Below are 19,295 nucleotides of genomic sequence, written 5' to 3'. Positions count from 1 at the left end.
GGAGTAGTGCGGACCAACGGTCCGCACCGGTCCCTGCATCCCGGCAGGAATGCTAGGCTGCGCCGGTCAAGGAGGCTCCATGTCCGGTCACAACCAGTTCGCTCTGCTGCGCCAGCGCCGTTTCCTGCCGTTCTTCGTCGTCCAGGCGCTCGGTGCGTTCAACGACAACGTGTACCGGCAGGCGATCATCAGCATGCTGCTGTTCATGGCCGTGCCGGAGGAAGAACTCGGCCTGTACGCCACGCTGGCACCGGCCATCTTCATCCTGCCTTACTTCCTGTTCTCGGCCTTGGCCGGGCAGATCGCCGACAAGCTGGAAAAATCGCGGCTGATCGTGATCACCACCACCATGGAGATCGTGATCATGTCGCTGGCCGCGACCGGCTTCCTTACCCAGAGCCTGCCAGTGCTGCTGGTCGCCTTGTTCTGCACTGGCATGCAATCCACGCTCTTTGGCCCGGTGAAGTACTCGGTGCTGCCCTCGGTGCTCAAGCCCGAGGAACTGACCGGCGGCAACGGCCTGGTCGAGATGGGCACCTCGATGTCGATCCTCTCCGGCATGATCGTCGGCGGCCTGGTGTTCACCGTGGCCGGCAGCCATGGCACGGTAGTGGCGGCGTGCGCGATCATCGCGCTGGCCATCTGCGGCAACATCGCCGCCCGCCTGATTCCCAAGGTGGATGCCGGCGACCCGAACCTGGAGATCAACTGGAATCCGCTGCCCGAATCGCTGGCGGTGCTGCGCATGGCGCGGCAGCAGAAGGCGGTGCGCAATTCGATCCTGGGTGTGTCCTGGTTCTGGTTCGTCGGCACGGTGCTGACCTCGCAGTTGCCGGCCTATGCGGTGACCAACCTCGGCGGCGAGCCGATCCTGTACATCTTCGCGCTGGCGCTGTTCTCGGTCGGTACCGGCGTCGGCTCGCTGCTGTGCGAGAAGCTGTCCGCACGCACGGTGGAAATCGGCCTGGTGCCCCTGGGTGCGTTCGGCATGACCGCCTTCCTGCTCGACCTGTACTTCGCCCGCAGCGGCGAAGCGAGTGCGCACGGGCTGACCATCGGCACCTTCCTGCAGCAGCCCGGCAGCCTGCGCATCGTCGTCGACCTGATCGGCATCGGCCTGTTCACCGGCATCTTCGTGGTGCCGCTGTTCGCGCTGATCCAGAGCCGTACGCCGAAGGCGCAGATGTCGCGCGTGTTCGCCGCGCTGAACATCCAGAACTCCGGCTTCATCGTGGCTGCGGCGCTGCTGTCGCTGGCTGCGCACCGGCTGCTGCACTGGACCATCCCGCAGCAGTTCCTGGCGCTGGCCATCGCCAACGCGCTGGTGGCGATCTACATCTTCACCATCGTCCCCGAATTCCTGATGCGCTTCCTCAGCTGGCTGATGGTGCGCACCCTGTACCGCCTGCGCCCGCACGGCATCGAGGCCAACGTGCCTGACGAAGGCGCCGCACTGCTGGTCTGCAACCATGTCAGCTACATGGACGCGCTGATCCTGTCGGCGACGATTCCGCGCCCGGTGCGTTTCGTCATGTACTACAGGATCTTCAACATTCCGGTGATGCGCTGGATCTTCCGCACCGCCAAGGCGATTCCGATCGCCGGCGCCCGCGAAGACCCGGCGCTGATGCAGCGCGCGTTCGACGAGATCGATGCGGCGCTGGCCGAAGGCGAGCTGGTCTGCATCTTCCCGGAAGGCGCGCTGACCAAGGATGGTGCGATGGCGCCGTTCAAATCCGGCGTCGAGAAGATCCTCGAACGGCGGCCGGTGCCGGTGGTGCCGATGGCGCTGCGCGGCATGTGGTCGAGCATGTGGAGCCGGCGCGACAGCCGCCTGGGCCGCATGCGCGTGCCGCGCCGCTTCCGCGCCACCATCGAGGTGGTGGCAGCGCCGGCGGTAGATGGGCACAACACCAGCGCTCCGCTGCTGGAGGCGCAGGTCCGGGCCCTGCGTGGCGATCACGCCTGACCGAATCGGCCCGGCGGTCAGCGCCAGCCCTCCCCCCTCTGCATACGCCACCGTCCAGTGGATATGCCGTCGTGGCGCAACTGTAAACGCATACATGCAACGCAGGTTGCGGTAGATTACGCACCCACAGGGGGGAGGTCCGGCCAATTCACCAAGGCCGGCCACCAAGGAATGGAGTCTCGCTTTGAATCAACCACCACCGCTCAGCCGTCCGGTCTACATCCCCAACCATCTGGTCTGGGCGATCCTGACGACGCTGTTCTGCTGTCTGCCGTTGGGCGTGGTGTCGATCGTCTATGCCTCCCAGGTCGACGGCCGCCGCGCGGCCGGCGACCTGCCCGGGGCCTATAGCGCGTCGCGCAAGGCGGGCTGGTGGGCGGTGGCTTCGGCCGTTGCCCTGCCGGTCCTGTTGTTGTTGTGGTTCGGGCTGTTCGGCGGCTTGGCCGTACTGGGCGCTCTTTCCGACCAATGATTCACCACCATCACCCATCAAGGAGCTTGAACCCATGAATACCGCCACTCCGCAGGTCCCGAACAACCTGGTCTGGGCCATCCTGACCACTCTGTTCTGCTGCCTGCCGGCCGGAATCGTGTCGATCGTCTACGCCGCACAGGTCAACGGCAAGCTGGCTGCTGGCGACATCGCCGGCGCCCAGGACTCCGCCGCCAAGGCCAAGAAGTGGGCCATCTGGTCGGCCATCGCCTGGGTCGTGGTGGTCGTGCTGTACGTGCTGTTCTTCGTTGTGCTCGGCGGCATGGGCGCGATGAGCAACGGCAGCTACTGATCGACGTGGACGGATCCGGCGTCCGCGCCGGATCCGTTGTTGCATGTCCGCGCTTCCTGCTCGCTCCCGACTCGCCCGCTGGGCGCCACTGCTGGTTTCCGCTGGCCTGGCTGCAGGTGCCACAGTGGTGCTGCGCAACGTCAATCCCTATGCCGCCGGCAACCCGTTGCCGAGCTGCCCGCTGTACGCGCTGACCGGCCTGTACTGCCCGGGCTGTGGCAGCACCCGCTGCCTGTACTCACTGGTCCATTTCGACCTGCCCGGCGCGATGGCGATGAACCCGCTGCTGGTCGTCAGCCTGCCGTTCCTGCTGTTGATGCTGCTCAACATCGCTGGCATCCGTCCGCGCATGCTCGACCCGCTGATGCGGGTATTGGCCAATCCCACGTTCTGGCTCTGGGTACTGCCCGGCTATGCGCTGCTGCGCAACCTGCCGTGGGCACCGTTCACCGCGCTGGCGCCGATCTAGGTTTGCAGCCAACGGCGCAGCCCCTCGTGGTGGGCGAGTGCATTGATACGGGATCTGGCCGGGCGGGTGGGCTGCGCAGGGGCCGCTGCAAGTACGTCCATGTAAGCTCGGTCGCCGCATCCATGCGGCTCACGCCCCGGCGCAGCCCACCCGCCCGGCCACGGACAGTTTCCGTGCGCGTCCACCACGGAAAAGAAAGAGAAGATCAAAAGCGCAAGCGGATCGCTTCGCTCTGCATCCACGCATGGCGTGGATCTACCGTGTCGACCAAGGTCGACACCCACCGGCAGTCGCAGTTGACCCACCGTCAGCGGGAAACTGTCGGGGGTGGGGCGGTGTGGGGCTGAAGGACCGTTGGCGCCATGGATGGCGCCATCGAGCCCCCACGGACGGGTTTACGGCGTGTCCTGCAGCCCCACACCGCCCCGCCCAACCATCGGCAACCCAGAGCCGCTTTGGCTTTGGCTCCGGCCTCTGCAGGTGCAGGGCTGCAAGCCCTGCAAAGCACCTACGTCACCCAGCCTGCAATCACCAGCAGCGCCAGCACGGCCAGCCACAGCAGCAGCATCCGCCACACCAGGCTCATCGCATCACGCAATTCCGGCAGGCGCTGCCACACCGGCAGCAATCCGGCCTCGGTGTAGTCGTGCGCATCCTCGCGCAGCTCGGCGTTGACGCTGGCGCGTGCCACCGCGCCGAGGAAGCCGATATTGCCTGCCAGGCGCTCGCCATGCGCCTGCCGCCACGCCTTCCACGCGGTATCGAAGTTGCCCACCAGTGCCATCGAGAACGCCATCAACTGTGCCACCGGCCATTCGATCCAGCCCAGCAGGCGCTGCGCCAGCGCCAACGGCTCTACCGGCACGCGCGCGCGCATCGGGCTTTCCGCCATCAGCGCCAGCAGCCGGTAACCCAGCGCGCCGGCCGGGCCCAGCAGCAGAAACCAGAACAGCACCGCGAACCAGCGCCGCAATGCGTTGAGCACGGTCGCCTCGACCAGCGACGGCATGTCTTCGCGCAGGCTGCCACCCGCGGCCTGCAGGTTGCGCACCGCTGCCTGGCGCGTCGCGGCATCGTCAGCGTCGATGATCGCCTCGATATCGCGATCCAGATCACGCGGCCCCCAGCACCAGGCCAGCACCGCCACCCCCAGGAACAGCGATGGCAGGCCGAACAGCACACCGCGCAGCAGCCACGCCAGCAGCGCCATCAGCAGCACCGGCGGCAGCAGCGCCAGCGCCACACCCGCCGGCCCCTGCCAGGCCTTGCCCCCCTGTGCGTCCAGCCAGACCAGCCAGCGCCGGAAGCCGTCGAAACGGCGCAGCGAAGCGGCAGCGGCCGGGGCAACATGGCCCAGGGCCAGCGCCACCAGCACGGCGGCCAGAGTGGTGAACATGGCAGGACTCCCTACGAAACAAGACGCTCGGCGACGCTACCTTACCTTTGGCAGCGAGCCCCTCAGCAGTGATTCGGACTGTAACCGGAGGCGTGTTCAGGTGGCGGCAATGCTCGCACCCAGGACGCACCGCCAGCGGCCGGGCGTCATGCCCGCTGCTGCCGGTACCAGTGCTCGATCAGGCCCCGGGAAATCGAGATCGGTGGTGACAGACGAATGCCCTGGCCATCGTCCTCGGCATCACGCGCCAGCGCCGCGCCCACCTCGTCGGCACTGAACCAGCGCGCATCTTCCAGTTCACCGTCCACGGTCGGCAGGTCGTCGTGTGCCTGCGCGCGGAAACCGACCATCAGCGCCCCCGGGAACGGCCAGGGCTGCGAACCGAGGTATTGGCAGGCAGTCACCCGCACCTTGCTCTCCTCGTGCACCTCGCGCACCACGGTCTGCTCGAAGGTCTCGCCGGGTTCGACGAAACCGGCCAGCACCGAGTAGCGACGCGGCGCCCAGTTCGACTGGCGGCCCAGCAGCAGCCGGCCCTGGTTCTCAACTGCCACGATCACCGCCGGATCGACCCGCGGATAATGCTCGGTGGAGCACTGCGCACAGTGCCCAACGAAGCCGCCGCGGGCGAACGCCACGGTGCCACCGCACACACCGCAGAAGCGGGTGCGCGAATGCCAGTAGGACATGCCACGGGCGTAGCTGAAGGCGGTCGCGTCGGCCATCGACCACAGCAGGGCGGCTTGCCGCAGGTCGAGACGGCGGGGCGCGGCGACGGCGACGTTGGCCGCTTCAACCGAGAACCAGGCCTGCTCCCCTCGCAGGCCCAAGAAGATCGCGGCACCGGGGCCACCGCCGATGTCGGCACCGCTCAGCGCCAGCGGCTGGTCGTCATCGCCGGTGAAAGCGCTGCCGTCCTGATCGAGTACGAGAATACGCGCGCCCGGCCACAGGCGCGCCAGTGCATCGGCATCTTCGCGCAGGGCATCGGCGCGCTCCAGCGGTTCACCAACGAAGGCGAAACCGGAAAGCGGCGAAGGAGTCTTGGGCATCCGGCAAGCGTGCCGCCAATCGATGCGGGTGGCAAGCCGCAGGCTATCCGGAAACTGTCTACGGGTGCGGAGCTTGCTCCACACACCTTGTCGCGCGGGACGCAGGCCCCGCGCCCTGCCTACATGCTGAAGCTGCTGCCGCAGCCGCAGGTGGTCTTGGCGTTCGGGTTACGGATCACGAACTGCGCACCGGTCAGGCTCTCGGTGTAGTCCACCTCGGCGCCCATCAGGTACTGCAGGCTCAGCGGGTCGACCAGCAGGGTCACCCCGCTGGTCTGCACCGCCAGGTCATCGTCGGCACGGTTCTCGTCGAACTCGAACCCGTACTGGAAACCGGAACAGCCGCCGCCTTCGATGTACACGCGCAATGCCAGGTCGGGGTTGCCCTCTTCCTGGATCAGGGATTTGACCTTGGCAGCCGCCGACTCGGTGAAGTTCAGCGGGCGCTCCAGCGATTGGTAATCGGGCGCGGCGGCCGGGGTGGCGCCGGGCAGGGAGACTAGCGTGCTCATGGCGTCAGCATGGGGGCGCCGAAGATGGCTTTCAAGACATCGCCTCGGCCAGCTTGCGGCGCGCAGCGGTGTCTCCCTTGCCATCAGCGGCGTCGGCGCCTTCCGGCGCCGGCAGGGCCGCCATCGGGGCGCTGGCATGGATCAGGCGGCCGTTCAGCTGCGCGCCCGCATTCATTTCCACCACCTGGTAATGGACGTTGCCGTTGACGCGCGCGCTCGGGGTCAGCTCGACCTTCTCGGTGGCATGCACGTCACCGTCGAGGCGGCCGCTGATGACCACGACCTGGGCACGGATCTCACCCTCGATCACGCCATGCTCGGCGACCGTCAGGGTCGCGCCACTGGCGCCTTCGGCGGCGATCACCTTGCCGTGGATGCGGCCTTCCACATACAGGCCACCACTGAATTCCACATCACCACGGATCACCACCTGGTTGCCGATCAGGGCATCCACCACCAGCTGGCCGTCACGGTTGGATTTGCTGCTTCCGAACATCTGCCTACTCCCCTTTGCTGGCCGGCGCACCGGCCTGTTTCCAGTCGAATACCTGGGTGGTACCCCCCGTACCACTCCCCAATGTCACCCGCACGCGTTGCGGGGTGAAGTCAGCCGGCAGCATCACGCTGCCGGTGATCTGCTGGAAGTACCGGAACGAGTAATCCTGTCCCGGCACCTTGCTGCGCTGGTGCAGATCATCCCAGCTGATCGTGGCCAGCTTGCCGTTCTTCACGCCTTCCACGGTGAAACGCATCTGCCCCTGGCTGATGGCACCGCGGTTGAGGTTCTGGGTCAGCACGGCGGTGTACTGCCAGGTGCCGGCCGCTTCCGGGCTGAACTCGATCGAATGGGTGTTCAGGCCCTTGCGCTGACTGGTCGATCCGACCAGGCGCTCGTAGAACGCCACGTCGGCGCGCAGGCCGGCGATTTCCTCGTCGCGCTCGGCCAGCGAGGACTGCACTTCGGTGTTGGCGGCACGACTGATGCGGTCGGAGGCTTCCAGCGTGGCCTGCTTCTGGCGCAGCTCGGTCAGTTGGCCCTGCAGCGCCTCGGCGCGCTTCTCGGCGGCCTGCAGGCGCTGGCCCTGGGCATCGCGCGGGGTGGCCATCCAGCAGCCGCCCAGTACCGCCAGCACCAGGCTGAGCAGCCAGATGCCGCCCATCACCAGCAGGCGGCGACGGTCGGCAGGCGGTTGCGGCGCACCGGGCAGGCGCACCTGCACGCGCATGGGAGGGCGGTTGGTCATGGGTGGATTCCGGGGCATCGCGAGGGCGACACCAGTACGGCCCCTGTGGCAAACGACGGGCTAGTGTATGACAGGACGGGCGGGTTTCCTGCGCAGGGCCCGGCCGCGGCCGGTGGCGTTCAGCCACGCCATCGCCGATAGTGTGGCCCCCTGCACAGTTCCGTCGCCGGAGCACCGCCATGACCGAAGCCCATCTGTTCGTGATCGGCATCCTGCTGGCCTGGCTGGCCGGCATCCGCGTCTACCTCACCGTGTTCGGCGTCGGCCTGGCCGGACTGCTCGGCTGGGTCGATCTGCCGCCCGCCCTGCAGGCCACCGAATCGTGGTGGGTGCTGGGCACGTCTGCGGCACTGGCGATCACCGAATTCTTTGCCGACAAGATTCCTGGCGTGGACTCGGCCTGGGACCTTGTACAGACCCTGGCGCGCGTGCCCGCCGGTGCCTTCCTCGCTGCCGCCACGCTGTCGCCGGACGGCCAGCTGGGAACCGGCGCACTTGCCGCCGGCGCCGGTGTCGCCCTGGCCAGCCACGGCCTGAAGGCCGGCACCCGCGCCCTGCTCAACACCTCGCCGGAGCCGGCCAGCAACTGGGTAGCGTCGGCCGCCGAAGACACCGTGGTGGTCGGCGGTCTGGCGCTGGCACTGGCGCACCCGTGGATCGCGCTGGTGGTGGTGCTGGCCTGCAGCCTGGCCGGCGCGCTGCTGGTGTGGCTGGTCTGGCGCGCGTTGTGGAAGGGCGTGCGCTGGCTGGCGCGCGGTGCTGCAGCCGACAGTCCACGACAGCACAGCAGCGGCTGACCGCCGGGCTTGTCGCATAATGGATGCGAACACCAGGAGCACCGATGGCCGCAAACGAATCCCCCGCGGGCGCCCGCCCGGGACGCGCTGAAACCCCTCCGGCCGATCATTGGCAACGCTGGGCCAGCACCGCGACCAGCCCCACCGCCGCAACGCCCACCACGGTGCCTGTCGCCGCTGCCGGTGCCGCCATGGCCAATGCGGCACCGCCGCCGCTGCCCGGCCCGATCGCGGCAACTGCCGCCGAAGCAGGCAACAGCGACCACGCACCGTCACCGTCCGACTCGCCCTACCGCGTGCTGATCGTCGAAGACGATCGCGCCCAGGCCCTGTTCGCCCAGAGCGTGCTGCACGGCGCCGGGATGCAGGCGATCGTGCACAGCGACGCCGATGGCGCGCTGCAGGCGATCAAGGAACACCATCCGGACCTGATCCTGATGGACCTGCACCTGCCCGGCCTGGATGGCATGCGCCTGACTGCGCTGATCCGCCAGCAACCCGGCCTGCAGCTGCTGCCGATCGTGTTCCTCAGCGGCGACCCGGATCCGGAGCGCCAGTTCGAGGTGCTCGACAGCGGCGCCGACGATTACCTCAGCAAGCCGATCCGGCCGCGCCACCTGATCGCCGCCGTGTCCAACCGCATCCGCCGTGCACGTGCGCAGGCCGCGACCCTGCCCGGTGCGTCCGGCGCGCCGGCCACCAGCAATCCGGAAACCGGCCTGCCGACGCGCCACCACGTCCTGCAGCAGCTCAACGCCGCCCTCGCCCACCGCGACACGGGCGGGGTGTTCTTCGTCGAAGTCTCCAGTGCGCTGGGCCTGCGCGAGCGCTACGGCTATGCCGCCTTTGAACGCCTGATGGTACAGGCCGGACAGCGCCTGGCCGAGGCTGGCCATCCGCACCTGCTGGCGCGCCTGAACGACAACAGCTTCCTGCTGCTGGCGCGCAATGCCGCCGAGGACAGCCTGGAAGGCATCGCCGCCGCCCTGCGCGAGCAGCTGTCGGTACGGGCCTTCGTGATCCGCGACGACGAGTCCGTGCACCTGCGCGGCGTGGTCGGCTATGCACCGCTGTCGCCCGGCTTCGACGATGCCCACAGCGCGCTGGAAGCCGTCGAACGCACCACACTGCAGGCACGCCTGCTCAGCGCCGGCGTGGCCGGCCACGTACATCGCGACGCGGTCAGTGATCAGGAACACCTGGCGTTGCTGGAAGGCCAGCTGGAACTGGCGTATCAGCCGATTGTCGCCGTCGCCGGCGGCAATACCGCGCAGTACCAGCTGCTGCTGCGCCTGCGCCAGGCCGATGGCACGGTGCTGGCCGCCGGCCAGGTGATCCCGGCCGCCGAAGCCGCCGGCCGCATCGCCGACCTCGACCAGCAGGTGATGGACCATGCGCTGGGCCTGCTGGACCTGTACCGGCACGCGACACAGCCGCTGAACCTGTTCGTCTCGCAGTCGCTGCGCACACTGCAGCGCGATGCGTTCACCGACTGGCTGCTGGAATCACTGCAGCGGCGCGACCTGCCCGGCAGCGCGCTGGTGATCGACGTGCGCCTGCCCGACGCCTTGATCCACACCGTACCGCTGCAGCAGTTCTGCCAGCGCATGACCGGGGCCGGCGTGCGCTTCTGCCTGAGCCAGTTCGAGCCGGGCGGCGAAGCCGATGCGTTGCTGACCCAACTGCCCCTGTCGTTCGTGCGCATGGCCGCGCGTTTCTCCAGCAGCCATACCAATCCGGCCACCCGCGAGGAACTGCGCCGGGCGATCGAACGCGCGCACGGTGCGGGGCTGCAGATCATCGGCCAGCAGATCGAAGACCCGCAGGCCGCTGCCGCAATGTGGGTGGGCGGTGTCGACTACATCCAGGGCAACATGGTGCAGTCGGCCGGCAGTGACCTGAACTTCGACTTCCACAACGCGGTGCTCTGAGGTGCCGCTGTGGGTCGCGCTGCTGGCGGCGCTCATGGTGGCAGCGGCGGGGCTGCTGCTGATGGGCCTGCGCCTGCGCGCACGGGATCGTGCGCTGGCCCTGCTGCAGCGGGAACGCAACACGCTGGCCAGCGAGCGCGACCAGTTGCGCCACACCACCGAGCGCCAGGGGCAGCTGGAACAGCAGCTGCTGCAGGCCAAGCAGGCCGCCGAAGCGGCGGTGCTGGCCAAGGGCGAATTCCTGGCCACGATGAGCCATGAAATCCGCACGCCGCTCAACGGCATCCTGCCGATGCTGGAGCTGATCGCACGTGGCCCGCTGGGTGAAGACCAGCGGCAGATGCTGGCCACCGCATCGGCCAGCTCGCAGCAGCTGCTGCGCATCGTCGACGACATCCTCGACTACTCGCGGCTGGAAGCGCAGGCGCTGGAACTGGAGATCACCAGCTTCAACCTGCGCGACCTGCTCGATGGCGTGGTGCAGCTGATGCAGCGCGCCGCCGATTCCAAGGGCCTGTCACTGGGGCTGCAGCTGGATCCGACGGTGCGCCTGCCGGTGCGTGGCGATCCGGTGCGGCTGCGGCAGGTACTGAGCAACCTGCTGGCCAACGCCATCAAGTTCACCGCCCGCGGCCAGGTGCTGCTGCGGGTGCAGCGCCTGGGCGAAAGCGCGGCGCAGCACCAGCTGCGCTTCGAGATCGTCGACACTGGCATCGGCATCGACGAGGCCCTGCAGGCACGCCTGTTCCAGTCCTTCAGCCAGGCCGACGCCTCGACCACCCGCATCTACGGCGGCACCGGCCTGGGCCTGGCGATCTGCAAGCGCATCATCGACCTGATGCACGGGCGCATCGGCGTGCAGTCCACGCCCGGCCAGGGCGCCACGTTCTGGTTCGAGATTCCGCTGTTGAAGGTGCCCGGCGACCTGCCTGCGATGGCACGCGCGCCGGCCGCGCTGCTGTTGTTCAGCGGCGATGCGCTGCTGCAGGCGCGAGTCGAGCGCATTGCGGCCCATCACGGGCTGCAGGTGCAGGCGCTGGCGCTGGCGCAGCTCGACGAACTGGTCGAGCGCCTGCGCGCAATGCCGCGCCCGGGGCAACCGGCGCCAGCCTGGCTGCTGATCGATGCGCGTGCGCGCCGGCACGGCGAGGCGACACTGCAGCAGGCGCTGGCCGAGCGCGGCGACGACGACGGCCTGCACGTGCTGTGGCTGCAGGATGATGCAATGCCGGCGCGGCCGCGTCAGCAGGCGTTGCCGGCGCATTTCGACGATGCGGCCCTGCATGCCCTGCTGGCCGCACCCACCACGCAGGCGCGCCCGGCGGCCCTGCTGGCCAACGCAGAGGAAGCGCCGGCGACCACCACGCTGCCGCCGCTGCACCTGCGCGTGCTGCTGGTGGAAGACAACACCGTCAACCGGATGGTCGCCGAGCAGCTGCTGCGCGTATTCCAGTGCGAAGTACGCAACGCAGCCGATGGCGAGCAGGCCCTGGGGCTGCTGCGCGAAGGCGGCATGGATGTGGTGCTGATGGACTGCCAGATGCCGGTGCTGGACGGCTACGCCGCCACCCGCCGCTGGCGTGCCGAGGAAACCGAGCGCGGGCTGGCGCGGCTGCCAATCATCGCGATGACTGCCAACGCCATGGCCGGCGACCGCGAGCGCTGCCTGCAGGCGGGGATGGACGACTACCTGTCCAAACCGATTACACGCGGCACGCTGCATGCGTTGTTGCGGCGCTGGGGCCAGCGGTCTGGCGATGCCGTAGCGTCGAGCCTGCTCGACGGCGCGCCCCCGGTAGAGCCGGGCCATGCTCGGTTGGCGGAACTCGACAGCGATCGATCGGGCGATCGTCGCGCACGCTCGACGCCACAAGCCAAGCCAGCCAGCGTGGCCCCGCAACCGGTGCTCGACCGCGCAGTACTGGACGAACTGCGCGCGGTGATCGGCGAGGCCGCCAACCAGATCATTTCGGTGTTCCTGGAAGACACGCCCGCACTGGTACAGCAGTTGCAGCAGGCCGCACAGGCCGGCGACGACACCCGCCTGCTGGCAGTCGCGCACAGCCTGAAATCATCCAGTGCGAACGTCGGCGCGTTGTCGCTGTCGGCGGTGGCGCGACGCATCGAGCACGAAGCCCGCAGCGGCAGCCTGCAGCGCCCCGCCGTGGCGGTGGCGCTGCTGGTGGCCGAGTTCGCCCGTGCGCGCGTGGCGCTGACCGGCTACCTCGGCCAGCACCGGTAACCGGTAGCGTCGAGCATGGCTCGACGCTCCATGCGAACGCTCAGTCTTCCAGCTTGCTCAGCAGGTACTTCGGCTCGCCGATGCGCTCGATCAGGTCCAGCTGGGTTTCCAGCCAGTCGATGTGTTCCTCCTCCGAGTCGAGGATCTTCACGAACAACTGGCGGCTGACGTAGTCACCGACCGAATCCGCATAGGCCACGGCCTCGCGCAGGGTGACCACGCCGTCGCGTTCCAGCGACAGGTCGCACTGCAGGATCTCGGTCGGGTTCTCGCCAATGCGCAGCTTGCCCAGCGCCTGGAAGTTCGGCAGGCCTTCGAGGAACAGGATGCGGTCGGCGAGCATGTCGGCATGCTTCATCTCGTCGATCGATTCCTTGTACTCGTGTTCGGCCAGCTCCTTGATGCCCCAGTTCTTCAGCATCTTGGCGTGCAGGAAGTACTGGTTGATCGCGGTCAGCTCGTTGTAGAGGACTTTGTTGAGGAATTCGATGACCTTGGTGTCGCCCTTCATGGGGATGCTCCTGCACGCTGAAAACGCAGGCACTTTAGCGCCTTGCGCGCCGCGGTGAAGGAACGCGAATCGTGCGCATTGGCCTGCGCGGCGGTCGCTGAAGGAGGCGGAAACGCGGCGTCAATCCGCCGCGAAAGACGGTCAGGCAACCTGGGCCAGGCCAAGTACCGGCAGCGGCAGATCGTGGGTGGCACGTGCCTTGGCCAGCAGCTCGCCGGCCATGTCCAGGCAGGAACCGCAGGTGGCGCCACAGCCGGTACGCATGGTCAGTTCGGCCACCGTGCTGACGCCATGGCTGGCGGCTTCGCGGATCTGGTGGTCGGTGACTCCGTTGCAGATGCAGACGTACACAGGCGTGAACCGGGCTGACAGGCCAAGAGTGGCCTGGTGGATATTCCAATGGAAACGAGAATGGTTGTCAATCAGAGGCCTGAACCATTCTCGATACCGTTCAGCCGATCAGTTGGATGGAACGTCGCCCGTGGCCTTCTTTGGCCAGTAACCGCGGCTTCGCGGGCGCTTGCGGGGGCGGTCATGGCCGGCGGTGTGGCCCGGCATCCAGGCCTCGGCGGCACTCTTGGGCATGGCGGTAACGCCCTGCCCGGCCACCCCGCGCGCCAGGGGCGCCAGATGTCGCAGGGCACGCGCATAGACGCCACGCTTGAACATCACCACGTGCTCCACCGGGTACCAGAAATCCACCCAGCGCCAGTGGTCGAACTCCGGCGAGTCGGTGTGGTCGAGCTTCACGTGGGATTCGTCGCCGGTCAGGCGCAGCAGGAACCAGACCTGCTTCTGCCCGATGCAGACCTGCCGCTCATTGCGGCGGATGGCCCGCGCCGGCAGCTTGTAGCGCAGCCAGCCGGGCGTCGCCCCGAGCACTTCCACATGCTCAGGCAGCAGGCCGGTCTCTTCCTGCAGTTCACGATACATGGCCTCGACAGGCGTCTCGTCGGTGTTCATGCCACCCTGCGGGAACTGCCAGCCATCCCGGCGCACACGTCGTGCCCAGAACACCTGGCCGTCCTGCCGCATCAGCACAATGCCGACGTTCGGTCGATAGCCGTCCGGATCGATCACGATGCGGACTCCTAAGAAAATCTACTGGTTGGGACTATCCCATGCCGCCTGTCAGCCCACAAGCGCGGTACAAAAGTGTTGACAGGGACGATACACATCCGCAGAATAGCGGGCTCACCAAGGCTATGTAGCTCAGCCGGTTAGAGCACAGCACTCATAATGCTGGGGTCGGTGGTTCGAGTCCACCCATAGCCACCACACTGAAAATCAAGTTGTTTTTCAGTGTGAAAAGTGAGACAATAGTTGCACGTTTTGCCCCGTCGCCAAGCGGTAAGGCACCTGACTCTGACTCAGGCATTCGGTGGTTCGAATCCATCCGGGGCAGCCAGACAAAAAAGAAAAAAGCCTGATCGAAAGATCAGGCTTTTTTTTTGTTTGGTCACGCATCTCACCGTATCCCCGCGCCTGTGGGCGCATCCTCTTGAACACCAAAGGAGCTCTCCCCCAGAGAGACCAGGGGGCGGATCCTTTTCCACAGGAAAAGGCCCTGCCCCACCTCCTCCCAAGACGCGAAACCACGGGTAGTGCCGGCCGCTGGCCGGCAACCTGGGAATGCACAACCCAGAAACAGCAAAAGCCCGGCCGAAGCCGGGCTTTTGTTTTTCCATCCAGCGGGCCCCCGAAGGAGCCCAACCAGGCGCGGTAAATCAGCGCTTGGAGAACTGGGTGGCGCGGCGGGCCTTGTGCAGACCGACCTTCTTACGCTCGACTTCACGGGCGTCACGGGTCATGAAGCCAGCCTTGCGCAGCTCGGACTTCAGGGTTTCGTCGTACTCGACCAGAGCACGGGCGATGCCCAGACGGATCGCACCGGCCTGGCCGGTGGTGCCGCCGCCAGCGGCGGTGACCAGGATGTCGAAGCTTTCGGTGTTCTTGGTCAGCTCGAGCGGCTGGCGCACGATCATGCGCGCAGTCTCACGACCGAAGAACTCGTCCAGCGGACGGCCATTGACGGTGATGTTGCCCGAACCCTTGCGCAGGAACACGCGAGCGGTGGAGGACTTGCGGCGGCCAGTGCCGTAGTTTTGAGTGATAGCCATGATTAGATATCCAGAACCTGCGGCTGCTGTGCGGCGTGCGGATGCTCAGTGCCAGCGTAGACCTTGAGCTTGCGGTACATCTGGCGACCCAGCGGGCCCTTCGGCAGCATGCCCTTCACGGCGATCTCGATCACGCGCTCCGGGTGGCGCTCCAGCGCCTGGGCCAGGGATTCGGTCTTCAGGTTGCCGATGTAACCGGTGAAACGGTGATACATCTTGTCCTGCAGCTTCTTGCCGGTGACGGCAATCTTCTCTGCATTGATGACGACCAGGTAGTCGCCGGTATCAACGTGCGGGGTGTAGACCGGCTTGTGCTTGCCACGCAGACGGCGGGCCAGCTCGGTGGCGAGACGGCCCAGGGTCTTGCCCTCGGCGTCGACGAGGTACCAGTCGCGCTGGACGGTCTCGTTCTTGGCAGTGAAAGTGCTCATGAAGAACTCTAGGTTAGGTCGGGCTCATTGCGGCGAAAGGCTCACCGGAACTCTGCCACGCGTTGTGAAAAGGTGAAGCGTAAGAGGCGGGATTGTACTCACCCTGGCGGCCGGGTGCAAGCCGCGCCGGGTCCCGGGTTGGCAGGGGCCCGGGCGCGGGCGAGAATCGGGAGTCTTCCGCCCCATCGCGTGCCGCCATGACCGTGCTCCGCCAGACCACCCCGCTGGACCACCTGCTCACCGAGGCGCAGCGCGCCCTGGACACGGTGTTCGGCAACCCGCCGGCGGCCCGCCCCTACCCGGCGGCGGACACCGCCGAGCCAGGCATGGACAACGCCGAGCGCCGGCACGCGGCCGGCCTGATGCGGATCAACCACGTCGGCGAAGTCTGCGCGCAGGGTCTGTACTTCGGCCAGGCCGCTGTGGCCCGTGACCCGGCCACGCGTGAACACCTGCTGGAAGCCGCCCAGGAGGAAACCGACCACCTGGCCTGGTGCGCCACCCGGCTGGGCGAACTGGACAGCCGCCCGAGCCTGTTCAATCCGCTGTGGTACGCCGGCAGCTACACCATCGGCACCCTGGCCGGGCTGCGTGGCGATGGCTGGAACCTGGGCTTCGTGGTCGAGACCGAGCGCCAGGTGGAAGCCCATCTGGACGAACACCTGGTCGACCTGCCGGCCGGCGACCTGCGCAGCCGCGCGGTCATCGCGGTGATGAAGGAAGACGAGGCCCGCCACGCGGACCACGCCGAGCAGGCCGGCGCACGCCGCCTGCCGTTCCCGATCCCGGGGGCGATGGCGCTGGCCTCCAAGGTGATGAAGACCATCGCCTACCGGCTGTAGTCGCGATACGGGGTCGGATCCCTTTTCCTCGGGAAAAGGTTCCGACCCCATCATGTCAGTTGGGCGACACCAGCTTCAGGCCGATCACACCGGCCACGATCAGGCCTACGCAGGCCAGACGGGCCGGCGACGCACTGTCGTTGAACAGGAAGATGCCCAGCACCGCCACGCCCAGCGCGCCGATGCCGGTCCAGATCGCATAGGCCGTGCCGACCGGAATGCTCTTCATCGCCTGGCTCATCAGGTACAGGCTGATCAGCGCGGACACCACCGTGGCGACGGTGGGCAGGGGTCTGCTGAAGCCTTCAGAGTACTTCATCCCGAGGGCGAAACCGATCTCGAACAGGCCGGCCAGCAGCAGGTAGATCCAGGGCATGGGTGGGGGCTCCTTACCTTTTTTTGAAAAAACGAAACGGCCCGGTGTTTTCACACCGGGCCGTGGGTCGGTACATCACCGTGAAACCATAACGCGCACCAAGCACGGGTTCCACGGAACGGGTCGTCCCGCCTGGTGGCGATGCCGGCGGGCATCGCGCATGGGGCATTACTCGGACAGGTTGCGGCCGTGGAACAGCTCTTCGATCTCGCGCTTGAGCAGCGCTTCGATCTTCATGCGTTCCTTGAACGACAGGTTCTTGGCCTTTTCCTCGAACAGGTACTGGTCCAGATCGAAGTCCTTCAGGTGCATCTTCGTGTGGAAGATGTTTTCCTGATAGACGTTGACGTCGAACATCTCGTAACGCGACTTGATGTTCTTGGCCAGGAAGTTCTGGATCGAGTTGATCTTGTGATCGATGTAGTGCTTCTTGCCCTTCACGTCACGGGTGAAGCCACGCACGCGGTAATCCATGATCACGATGTCCGATTCCAGACTCTCGATCAGGTAGTTCAGCGCCTTCAACGGCGAAATCACGCCGCAGGTAGCCACGTCGATGTCGGCGCGGAAGGTGGCGATGCCTTCCTGCGGGTGCGTTTCCGGATAGGTATGCACGGTGATGTGCGACTTGTCCATGTGCGCGACCACGGCGTCGGAGATCAGCTCCTTGCCGGCCTGCTTCTTGTCGATCACCGGTTCTTCGGAGATCAGGATGGTCACCGAGGCACCCTGCGGGTCGTAGTCCTGGCGCGCCACGTTCAGGATGTTGGCACCGATGATTTCGGCGACATCGGTCAAGATTTGAGTCAGCCTGTCGGCGTTGTACTCTTCATCGATGTATTCAATGTAACGCTGACGCTCCTCTTCGGTGCGCGCGTAACACACGTCATAGATGTTGAAGCTCAGCGCCTTGGTGAGGTTGTTGAAACCCTGCAGCCTCAGGCGAGGCAACGGCTTGACCACGGCGGTCGATTCCTGTGTAAGAAGGGAAAGGGGGAATTATGGGGCAAACTGCCCCCGGGGGGAACGTGAAGACGCAAGAGTTCTGGCACACTGTTTGCCCTTAACAATTGCGCTGGTTAAGCTCCGCTATCGAACCCGTGAATCCGTTCATGCGCAGAGGGAGCGCCCCTATCGTGTCAACCGTGCGCCTAGCTAGCAGTCCACTGGCCTTGGATATCGCCACAATCGATCGCTTCCTGGCCCACAGCCACAGGCGGCGATATCCCACCCGTACCGATGTCTTCCGCCCCGGAGACCCGGCCGGAACCCTGTATTACGTCGTCAGCGGCTCGGTTTCGATCATGGCCGAGGAAGATGACGATCGCGAGCTGGTCCTGGGCTACTTCGGTGCCGGCGAGTTCGTCGGCGAGATGGGCCTGTTCGTCGAATCGGACCGCCGCGAGGTCATCCTGCGGACCCGTACCGCCTGCGAACTGGCTGAAATCAGCTACGAGCGCCTGCATCAGCTGTTCCTCGGCCCGCTGTCGGCCGACGCCCCGCGCCTGCTGTACGCGCTGGGCCAGCAGATCTCCAAGCGCCTGCTAGACACCAGCCGCAAAGCCAGCCGCCTGGCATTCCTGGACGTTACCGATCGCATCGTGCGCACCCTGCACGACCTGGCGCAGGAGCCGGAGTCGATGAGCCATCCGCAAGGCAGCCAGCTGCGCGTCTCGCGCCAGGAACTGGCGCGCCTGGTCGGTTGCTCGCGTGAAATGGCCGGCCGCGTGCTGAAGAAGCTGCAGACCGACGGCCTGCTTCACGCGCGCGGCAAGACCGTGGTGCTGTACGGTACCCGTTGATCCCCGGTGGGTGCGGACCTTGGTCCGCACTCCTTCGCGCGCTAGGCTCGGTGCATGGAACTGAGCAGCGAATTCTGGTGGTTCATCCTCATCGGCCTCGGCGCGCAGCTGGTCGACGGCGCGCTGGGCATGGCCTTCGGCTTGGTCTCATCGTCGGTGATGCTGAGCATGGGCCTGCCGCCGGCGCAGGTCAGCGCCAGCATCCACACCGCGGAAGTGTTCACCACCGGCGCCTCGGGTGTGTCGCACCTCGCCGCCGGGAATGTCGATAAACGCCTGTTCCTGCGCCTGGCCCTGCCTGGCGCGGTGGGCGGCGCCGTCGGTGCCTATGTGCTCACCCAGATCCCCGGCGACATCATCCGGCCGCTGATCTACCTGTACCTGCTGGTGCTGGCGATCATCATCCTGGCCCGTGCCGCCGGGCGCTGGATGCCCAAGGGCGAGATCCGCCGGGTACCGGTGCTGGGCTTCTTCGCCGGCCTGCTCGACGCCAGCGGCGGCGGCGGCTGGGGGCCGGTGGCGACCTCCACCCTGCTCGCCCGCGGCGGCCAGGCGCGCACCACCATCGGTACGGTCAACGCCGCCGAGTTCATCGTCACCCTGACCATCTCGGCCACCTTCCTGCTGTCGATGGGCGTACAGCACCTGCAGATCGTCGCCGGGCTGCTGATCGGCGGCATGATGGCCGCGCCGGTGGCGGCGATCCTGGTCAAGCGGGTGAAGGAGCGCTGGGTGCTGGTGGCCGTGGGCGTCCTGGTGCTGGGCATCAGCCTGTTCCAGATCGGCCATGCGGTGTACGGGCACCTGTACCGCTGA

The 19,295-nt window shown here is 66.7% G+C and carries 22 protein-coding genes and 2 tRNA genes; 12 read left to right on the top strand and 12 right to left on the bottom strand.

Annotated features, from left to right (window positions below; genetic code table 11):
* Positions 1 to 79: 79 nt before the first annotated feature.
* From QZ853_RS07500 to QZ853_RS07485, 4 genes are all read left to right on the top strand, one after another.
* Positions 80 to 1,969, top strand: a complete 1,890-nt coding sequence (locus QZ853_RS07500; protein WP_295571710.1) for an MFS transporter — start codon at positions 80 to 82, stop codon at positions 1,967 to 1,969.
* 184 nt (positions 1,970 to 2,153) lie between these two features.
* Positions 2,154 to 2,441, top strand: a complete 288-nt coding sequence (locus QZ853_RS07495; protein WP_005419784.1) for a CD225/dispanin family protein — start codon at positions 2,154 to 2,156, stop codon at positions 2,439 to 2,441.
* Positions 2,442 to 2,475: 34 nt separating this feature from the next.
* Positions 2,476 to 2,754 (top strand): CD225/dispanin family protein, encoded by a 279-nt coding sequence (locus QZ853_RS07490; RefSeq protein ID WP_295571708.1) that lies wholly within the window; start codon positions 2,476 to 2,478, stop codon positions 2,752 to 2,754.
* 43 nt (positions 2,755 to 2,797) lie between these two features.
* Entirely contained in the window at positions 2,798 to 3,223 is a 426-nt protein-coding gene (locus QZ853_RS07485; protein ID WP_295571706.1) for a DUF2752 domain-containing protein, read from the top strand.
* Between the two features lie 508 nt (positions 3,224 to 3,731).
* Here the strand turns inward: QZ853_RS07485 and ampE are convergent.
* From ampE to QZ853_RS07460, 5 genes are all read right to left on the bottom strand, one after another.
* Entirely contained in the window at positions 3,732 to 4,619 is an 888-nt protein-coding gene (gene ampE / locus QZ853_RS07480; RefSeq protein ID WP_295571704.1) for a regulatory signaling modulator protein AmpE, read from the bottom strand.
* 146 nt (positions 4,620 to 4,765) lie between these two features.
* Positions 4,766 to 5,671 carry an NAD(+) diphosphatase gene (gene nudC / locus QZ853_RS07475; protein ID WP_295571703.1) on the bottom strand — a complete coding sequence of 302 codons (906 nt, stop codon included), beginning with the start codon at positions 5,669 to 5,671 and terminating at the stop codon, positions 4,766 to 4,768.
* A gap of 119 nt (positions 5,672 to 5,790) precedes the next feature.
* The gene (erpA, locus tag QZ853_RS07470; protein WP_106550933.1) at positions 5,791 to 6,183 is read right to left on the bottom strand and encodes an iron-sulfur cluster insertion protein ErpA; all 393 of its coding nucleotides are present in this window, start codon (positions 6,181 to 6,183) and stop codon (positions 5,791 to 5,793) included.
* A gap of 31 nt (positions 6,184 to 6,214) precedes the next feature.
* Positions 6,215 to 6,679, bottom strand: coding sequence for a polymer-forming cytoskeletal protein (locus tag QZ853_RS07465; protein WP_295571701.1), 465 nt, complete (start codon positions 6,677 to 6,679; stop codon positions 6,215 to 6,217).
* A gap of 4 nt (positions 6,680 to 6,683) precedes the next feature.
* Entirely contained in the window at positions 6,684 to 7,427 is a 744-nt protein-coding gene (locus tag QZ853_RS07460) for a DUF6776 family protein (protein WP_345777895.1), read from the bottom strand.
* 179 nt (positions 7,428 to 7,606) lie between these two features.
* On the opposite strand from QZ853_RS07460, the gene QZ853_RS07455 reads away from it, so the two are divergent.
* The 3 genes from QZ853_RS07455 to QZ853_RS07445 are packed head-to-tail and all read left to right on the top strand — an operon-like array spanning position 7,607 to position 12,397.
* Positions 7,607 to 8,224, top strand: a complete 618-nt coding sequence (locus QZ853_RS07455; RefSeq protein WP_295571700.1) for a DUF4126 domain-containing protein — start codon at positions 7,607 to 7,609, stop codon at positions 8,222 to 8,224.
* Between the two features lie 44 nt (positions 8,225 to 8,268).
* Positions 8,269 to 10,155: an EAL domain-containing protein gene (locus QZ853_RS07450; protein ID WP_295571699.1), complete on the top strand. Its 1,887-nt coding sequence runs from the start codon at positions 8,269 to 8,271 to the stop codon at positions 10,153 to 10,155.
* A gap of 1 nt (position 10,156) precedes the next feature.
* Entirely contained in the window at positions 10,157 to 12,397 is a 2,241-nt protein-coding gene (locus tag QZ853_RS07445) for a hybrid sensor histidine kinase/response regulator (protein ID WP_295571698.1), read from the top strand.
* 40 nt (positions 12,398 to 12,437) lie between these two features.
* Here QZ853_RS07445 and bfr read toward each other — a convergent pair whose 3' ends face one another.
* From bfr to QZ853_RS07430, 3 genes are all read right to left on the bottom strand, one after another.
* The gene (gene bfr, locus QZ853_RS07440; protein WP_295571695.1) at positions 12,438 to 12,908 is read right to left on the bottom strand and encodes a bacterioferritin; all 471 of its coding nucleotides are present in this window, start codon (positions 12,906 to 12,908) and stop codon (positions 12,438 to 12,440) included.
* A gap of 141 nt (positions 12,909 to 13,049) precedes the next feature.
* Positions 13,050 to 13,259 carry a bacterioferritin-associated ferredoxin gene (locus tag QZ853_RS07435; RefSeq protein ID WP_100474180.1) on the bottom strand — a complete coding sequence of 70 codons (210 nt, stop codon included), beginning with the start codon at positions 13,257 to 13,259 and terminating at the stop codon, positions 13,050 to 13,052.
* Between the two features lie 108 nt (positions 13,260 to 13,367).
* On the bottom strand, positions 13,368 to 13,988 hold the full coding sequence (locus QZ853_RS07430) for an RNA pyrophosphohydrolase (protein ID WP_295571692.1): 621 nt from the start codon (positions 13,986 to 13,988) through the stop codon (positions 13,368 to 13,370).
* A gap of 121 nt (positions 13,989 to 14,109) precedes the next feature.
* Here QZ853_RS07430 and QZ853_RS07425 point away from each other — a divergent pair.
* Together QZ853_RS07425 and QZ853_RS07420 are read left to right on the top strand one after the other, a co-directional pair.
* A tRNA-Met gene (locus QZ853_RS07425) sits at positions 14,110 to 14,186 on the top strand.
* A gap of 55 nt (positions 14,187 to 14,241) precedes the next feature.
* Positions 14,242 to 14,316, top strand: a tRNA-Gln gene (locus QZ853_RS07420).
* Positions 14,317 to 14,635: 319 nt separating this feature from the next.
* Here the strand turns inward: QZ853_RS07420 and rpsI are convergent.
* Complete coding sequence (gene rpsI / locus QZ853_RS07415) at positions 14,636 to 15,028, bottom strand: 30S ribosomal protein S9 (RefSeq protein WP_005411311.1); 393 nt, start codon at positions 15,026 to 15,028, stop codon at positions 14,636 to 14,638.
* A gap of 2 nt (positions 15,029 to 15,030) precedes the next feature.
* A complete protein-coding gene (rplM, locus tag QZ853_RS07410; RefSeq protein WP_005414692.1) occupies positions 15,031 to 15,459 on the bottom strand; it encodes a 50S ribosomal protein L13 in 429 nt (142 codons plus the stop codon).
* A gap of 197 nt (positions 15,460 to 15,656) precedes the next feature.
* Here rplM and coq7 point away from each other — a divergent pair, with 197 nt between their 5' ends.
* Entirely contained in the window at positions 15,657 to 16,301 is a 645-nt protein-coding gene (gene coq7, locus QZ853_RS07405; RefSeq protein WP_295571691.1) for a 2-polyprenyl-3-methyl-6-methoxy-1,4-benzoquinone monooxygenase, read from the top strand.
* A 55-nt stretch (positions 16,302 to 16,356) separates the two neighbouring features.
* On the opposite strand, the gene sugE is transcribed toward coq7, so the two are convergent.
* Together sugE and speD are read right to left on the bottom strand one after the other, a co-directional pair.
* Positions 16,357 to 16,677 carry a quaternary ammonium compound efflux SMR transporter SugE gene (gene sugE / locus QZ853_RS07400; protein WP_295571690.1) on the bottom strand — a complete coding sequence of 107 codons (321 nt, stop codon included), beginning with the start codon at positions 16,675 to 16,677 and terminating at the stop codon, positions 16,357 to 16,359.
* Positions 16,678 to 16,845: 168 nt separating this feature from the next.
* Entirely contained in the window at positions 16,846 to 17,640 is a 795-nt protein-coding gene (speD, locus tag QZ853_RS07395; RefSeq protein WP_006473908.1) for an adenosylmethionine decarboxylase, read from the bottom strand.
* 149 nt (positions 17,641 to 17,789) lie between these two features.
* Between speD and crp the strand changes: the two genes are divergently transcribed.
* The gene (gene crp, locus QZ853_RS07390) at positions 17,790 to 18,479 is read left to right on the top strand and encodes a cAMP-activated global transcriptional regulator CRP (RefSeq protein WP_197584449.1); all 690 of its coding nucleotides are present in this window, start codon (positions 17,790 to 17,792) and stop codon (positions 18,477 to 18,479) included.
* Between the two features lie 54 nt (positions 18,480 to 18,533).
* Positions 18,534 to 19,295 (top strand): sulfite exporter TauE/SafE family protein, encoded by a 762-nt coding sequence (locus QZ853_RS07385; protein ID WP_054172646.1) that lies wholly within the window; start codon positions 18,534 to 18,536, stop codon positions 19,293 to 19,295.

Origin of the sequence: uncultured Stenotrophomonas sp., assembly GCF_913778665.1 — a bacterium.
GTDB lineage: Bacteria > Pseudomonadota > Gammaproteobacteria > Xanthomonadales > Xanthomonadaceae > Stenotrophomonas.
This window is presented reverse-complemented; position numbering and strand designations above follow the sequence as displayed.

What these genes read in the sequence shown, in the direction of transcription:
- rpsI (WP_005411311.1), bottom strand. Translation starts at nt 15,028, where the DNA reads ATGGCTATCACTCAAAACTACGGCACTGGCCGCCGCAAGTCCTCCACC.
- coq7 (WP_295571691.1), top strand. Translation starts at nt 15,657, where the DNA reads ATGACCGTGCTCCGCCAGACCACCCCGCTGGACCACCTGCTCACCGAG.
- rplM (WP_005414692.1), bottom strand. Translation starts at nt 15,459, where the DNA reads ATGAGCACTTTCACTGCCAAGAACGAGACCGTCCAGCGCGACTGGTAC.
- sugE (WP_295571690.1), bottom strand. Translation starts at nt 16,677, where the DNA reads ATGCCCTGGATCTACCTGCTGCTGGCCGGCCTGTTCGAGATCGGTTTC.
- QZ853_RS07490 (WP_295571708.1), top strand. Translation starts at nt 2,476, where the DNA reads ATGAATACCGCCACTCCGCAGGTCCCGAACAACCTGGTCTGGGCCATC.
- erpA (WP_106550933.1), bottom strand. Translation starts at nt 6,183, where the DNA reads ATGAGCACGCTAGTCTCCCTGCCCGGCGCCACCCCGGCCGCCGCGCCC.
- bfr (WP_295571695.1), bottom strand. Translation starts at nt 12,908, where the DNA reads ATGAAGGGCGACACCAAGGTCATCGAATTCCTCAACAAAGTCCTCTAC.
- nudC (WP_295571703.1), bottom strand. Translation starts at nt 5,671, where the DNA reads ATGCCCAAGACTCCTTCGCCGCTTTCCGGTTTCGCCTTCGTTGGTGAA.
- QZ853_RS07500 (WP_295571710.1), top strand. Translation starts at nt 80, where the DNA reads ATGTCCGGTCACAACCAGTTCGCTCTGCTGCGCCAGCGCCGTTTCCTG.
- QZ853_RS07485 (WP_295571706.1), top strand. Translation starts at nt 2,798, where the DNA reads ATGTCCGCGCTTCCTGCTCGCTCCCGACTCGCCCGCTGGGCGCCACTG.
- QZ853_RS07460 (WP_345777895.1), bottom strand. Translation starts at nt 7,427, where the DNA reads ATGACCAACCGCCCTCCCATGCGCGTGCAGGTGCGCCTGCCCGGTGCG.
- QZ853_RS07450 (WP_295571699.1), top strand. Translation starts at nt 8,269, where the DNA reads ATGGCCGCAAACGAATCCCCCGCGGGCGCCCGCCCGGGACGCGCTGAA.
- crp (WP_197584449.1), top strand. Translation starts at nt 17,790, where the DNA reads ATGCGCAGAGGGAGCGCCCCTATCGTGTCAACCGTGCGCCTAGCTAGC.
- QZ853_RS07455 (WP_295571700.1), top strand. Translation starts at nt 7,607, where the DNA reads ATGACCGAAGCCCATCTGTTCGTGATCGGCATCCTGCTGGCCTGGCTG.
- QZ853_RS07385 (WP_054172646.1), top strand. Translation starts at nt 18,534, where the DNA reads ATGGAACTGAGCAGCGAATTCTGGTGGTTCATCCTCATCGGCCTCGGC.
- ampE (WP_295571704.1), bottom strand. Translation starts at nt 4,619, where the DNA reads ATGTTCACCACTCTGGCCGCCGTGCTGGTGGCGCTGGCCCTGGGCCAT.
- QZ853_RS07465 (WP_295571701.1), bottom strand. Translation starts at nt 6,679, where the DNA reads ATGTTCGGAAGCAGCAAATCCAACCGTGACGGCCAGCTGGTGGTGGAT.